Origin of the sequence: Nocardia farcinica, assembly GCF_029867845.1 — a bacterium.
Lineage (GTDB): Bacteria > Actinomycetota > Actinomycetes > Mycobacteriales > Mycobacteriaceae > Nocardia > Nocardia farcinica_A.
This window is the reverse complement of the sequence record NZ_JARWRU010000560.1, coordinates 1-4,153: the sequence shown is the minus strand read 5'-3', so window position 1 is coordinate 4,153 and position 4,153 is coordinate 1. Positions and strand designations below refer to the sequence as shown.

3 protein-coding genes are annotated in these 4,153 nt (G+C 67.7%); all 3 read left to right on the top strand.

Annotated elements, in window-relative coordinates; genetic code table 11:
• Window positions 1-942 precede the first annotated feature (942 nt).
• The 3 genes from QH283_RS12275 (at window position 943) to QH283_RS12265 (ending at window position 4,018) form a co-directional block, all read left to right on the top strand.
• Complete coding sequence (locus QH283_RS12275; RefSeq protein ID WP_414689608.1) at window positions 943-1,893, top strand: ParA family protein; 951 nt, start codon at window positions 943-945, stop codon at window positions 1,891-1,893.
• Between the two features lie 58 nt (window positions 1,894-1,951).
• The gene (locus QH283_RS12270) at window positions 1,952-3,115 is read left to right on the top strand and encodes a ParB/RepB/Spo0J family partition protein (RefSeq protein ID WP_280503129.1); all 1,164 of its coding nucleotides are present in this window, start codon (window positions 1,952-1,954) and stop codon (window positions 3,113-3,115) included.
• A 183-nt stretch (window positions 3,116-3,298) separates the two neighbouring features.
• Window positions 3,299-4,018, top strand: coding sequence for a GNAT family N-acetyltransferase (locus QH283_RS12265; protein ID WP_280503131.1), 720 nt, complete (start codon window positions 3,299-3,301; stop codon window positions 4,016-4,018).
• Window positions 4,019-4,153 lie beyond the last annotated feature (135 nt).

The following is a 4,153-nucleotide window of genomic DNA, read 5'->3' as shown; positions in this document are numbered from 1 at the left end:
CGTCTGGAGTCGGGTCGCCGCTACGGGTCGAGCTTCGTTCCGGCCGCACCCACGGCGACCGTGCTGGGCGGTGTGCGGGGACTTGTCTCGGACCCGACGAGCTGCGTCGGACGGCTGGGTCCATTCGCGCCCCCCCGGATCGGGCTTCATTGTTTGCGCCTCGAGCGTGAGCCCGGGATCGGCGATGCTGCGGTAGACGGCTTCATGCGCAGCGGGCTCCTCGCCTTGGCCGACATGGATGGACCTGGCGCGGGGCGCGGCGAACGGGACGCGCGAGTTGATGTGATGACCCGTGCGTGGGTGAAGCGATGGGTAGGGCTTGGTCGGTTTGCGCTCCACGGGGATCGGACATCGCGGCGTGCCATGTTTCATGTGAAACATCTGACGAGGGGCCGGCGTGACGAACGCTCATCGAGTCGGTTCGGGTGAAGCTCAGTGCGCACGGTGTGTGGGCGCAGCGCGATGCGAGGACACGGCGCGATGCGAGGACACGGCGCGACCCGTGGGCGCGGTCCGTGGGCGCGGCGCGAGGGCACGGCGCGAGGGCACGGCGCGAGGGCACGACAGCCGCCCACTTCATCTCGGCGACCCGAATTCGCGACGCGCCGCGTTTCACGTGAAACGAATCGCCGGTGTTTCTCGGGACCGATGCGTTACACAGCGATTCAACTTTCCTCGCGCGCCCCGTGCTGGCAAAGTATGGGGCGTCGGGCGTGAGCAGAGGTGCCACGGAGGGATTCGGGTGTGCGGGGCGTTTCTGCCCGGCCGGTCGGGTGTCCACACCCGGTTCGCACATCGGATTCGAGCCGACACACAGCAGTTTTGAGGCACGGCGACGGAACCCGGTCTGTCGCGCGCGGTCTGTAGTTCTCGGGTTAGGAGCTGTCTATGTCGAGCGGTCCGGCGAATGTTTCACGGGAAACAACGTCGCGTGTGCCGGGGATGCTGGACTCCAGCAACGTCGATGCGGACGCATTCGGTAGCACGCCCTTCGGGCACATCTCCCCCAACGAGACCCCGATCGCGGCCGAGGCCCAGCGAGCAAGCCGGATGCTACATCCAGGAAAGGTGGACGTGCCGAAACCTCGCGAGCAACGAATCATCACCATCGCCAACCAGAAGGGTGGCGTGGGCAAGACGACGACCGCGGTGAATCTCGCCGCGGCACTGGCGCATCAGGGCATGAAGGTGCTCGTGATCGATCTCGATCCGCAAGGCAATGCGAGCACCGCGCTCGGTATCCCGCACCACTCCGGCGTGCCCTCGAGTTATGAACTGCTCATCGGAGAGGTCAGCGTCCAGGACGCGATCCAGGTGAGCCCGCACAGCGAACGTCTGCTGTGCATCCCGGCCACGATCGACCTGGCGGGCGCGGAGATCGAACTGGTGTCGATGGTCGCGCGTGAGGGTCGACTGAAAGCCGCCATCCAGGAAGCGAATATCGCGGGCTACGACATCGACTACGTGATGATCGACTGCCCTCCCTCGCTGGGCCTGCTGACCGTCAACGCCTTGGTCGCCGCCAAGGAAGTCCTCATCCCGATCCAGTGTGAGTACTACGCGCTGGAGGGTGTGGGTCAGCTGATCCGCAATATCAGCCTGGTGCAGGCGCATCTGAACCCGGAGCTGCACGTCTCGACCGTGCTTCTCACGATGTATGACGGCCGCACCAAGCTCGCCGACCAGGTCGCCGAGGAGGTGCGCGGTCACTTCGGTGACGTGGTGCTCCGCTCGGTGATTCCGCGCAGCGTCAAGGTCTCCGAGGCGCCGGGCTACGGAATGACCGTGCTCGATTATGATCCAGGCTCCCGGGGCGCGATGAGTTATCTCGATGCTGGACGTGAAATCGCGCAGCGGGCGATGGCGCGTCAGCTGGCGAGTGGCGCGGAGTGATCCGCGTCGGTTCGGCACGGTGTGATGGCGGCGGACTAGCGAAGGGATCGGTGAGCCGATGAGTCAGGCGAAGAAGGGCGGACTGGGACGCGGTCTGGCCGCGTTGATCCCCACAGGCCCGGAGACGGCCCCCGGTGGGCTCGGCACCATTCCCACCGCTCCCACGACCGTTCCCAACGGGACGGCCGCCAACGGGACGGCGGCCCCCGCCCGCCCCGCGCCTGCTCGGCCGGTCCCCACCGGCACGGCGAAGAAGGTGCTCGGCGCCACTCCGAACGGTCTCGGTACGGCGGCGGCCGATGTCATCATCGGTGTCGATCCGGCCGAGGTGCCCGCGGTGTCGCCGCTGCCGGAGAACGTGGACAGAAACGCGGACGGCGATCTCGTGCTATCCGGGGGCGCGGTCTACCGGGAGATCCCGCCGGATCAGATCGAGCCCAACCCCAAGCAGCCGCGCCAGGTCTTCGAGGACGAAGCGCTGGCCGAATTGGTGCACTCCATCCGCGAGTTCGGGCTCATGCAGCCGATCGTGGTGCGCCGAGTGGAGCCGGGTGTCGACCGCTTCCAGATCGTCATGGGCGAGCGGCGGTGGCGCGCCTGCCAGGAAGCGGGCTTGGAGACGATCCCCTCGATCGTCCGGGAGACCGCCGACGACGCGATGTTGCGGGACGCGCTGCTGGAGAACATCCACCGCGTGCAGCTCAACCCGCTCGAAGAGGCGGCGGCCTATCAGCAGCTGCTGGAGGAGTTCGGCGTCACGCACGAGGAGCTGGCCACCCGCATCGGCCGGTCGCGTCCGGTCGTCACCAATATGATCCGGCTGCTGAAGCTGCCGATCCCGGTGCAGCGCCGGGTCGCGGCGGGCGTGCTCTCGGCGGGCCACGCCCGCGCGCTACTCGGCCTGGAGGGCGGCGCCGAGGCGCAGGAGGCGATGGCGGCCAGGATCGTGGCCGAGGGCATGTCGGTGCGCGCCACCGAGGAAGCGGTGACGCTGGCCAATCGCGAGCCCGATGCCGCCGATACTCCCCCGGCGCCCAAGCGCAAGCCGATCCACATGCCGGGTCTGCAGGACGTCGCCGAGCGGTTGTCGAACTCCTTCGACACCCGTGTGACGGTGAGCCTCGGCAAGCGCAAGGGCAAGATTGTCGTCGAGTTCGGCTCGGTGGAGGATCTCGAACGGATCGTGGCGCTCATGCAGCGGCAGCAAGAACTCCAGGCGTGACCAAGTGACGAGAAAGGGCCGAAAAGCCCGTGACCTCGCCCCTGGCGTCGAAACGTCACTGTGACGACGCCTGTGGGTGCGGTCCCCGAACGACAACAGCACAGAGAATGAGGCAGGTTCTAAGATGATCTGTGATGCGGCGTGAGCGTGGATGAATCCGACAGCTGGAGGCTGAACAGAGCGGTGTCGACCAGCGTCACAGCACTGACCCTCGACGGGTTGGACAAACTTCCCACACACGCCAGGCGATGTGTGTTCTGGGAGATCGATCCCGCTGTCGCCGCGGACTCCCACAGCTTCAGCGATCCGGTCTTCGAGAAGGAAGCCTGGCTCTCCACGGTCATGCTGGAGTGGGGATCGTGCGGTCAGGTCGCGCACCTGGCGGGCAGGCCCGCCGGTTGCGCGCTCTACTCGCCGCCCACCACCGTGCCGCGCGCCGGTCTGTTTCCCACCTCGCCGGTGAGCCCCGACGCCATCCTGCTGACCACGCTGTGCACCGAGCCCGGCTATGACGACGGGGACATCGCCCATCGCCTGCTCCAAGCGGTGGTGGCCGATCTGGTCCGTCGCGGCGTGCGCGCGCTGGAGGCCTTCGGGTTGCGTTCGGCGCCCGCCTCCGAGCCGGTCTCGGATCGGCTGGCGGGTTCGATGCGGTTGATGGAACGCATCGGCGCCCCGGCCAGGGAGAAGCCCTCCCCCACCGGCTGTTCCCCGGAGACCTGCATGATCGACGCCGAGATCCTGGAGGACTTCGGCTTCGAAGTCGTCGCCGCGCACCACCGCTTTCCCCGGCTGCGCCTGGAACTCGACTCCGACCACGGCTGGAAGGAAGACGTCGAGCGCGCCCTCGATCAACTGCTGGCCGCCGCGTCCATGGCCGTGCCGACCCGCGCCGGCGCCTGACCAGGCTCCCCCATACAGCGAGAAGTCCCCCCACCCGGAAGAAAAGATGGGGGGCATCCACGGATCCGACCCGGGGGCGGGGGGCAGGGGCGGTCGGCCGCCGCCCCCTCCACCGGGAGCAACAACGCGAAGGTT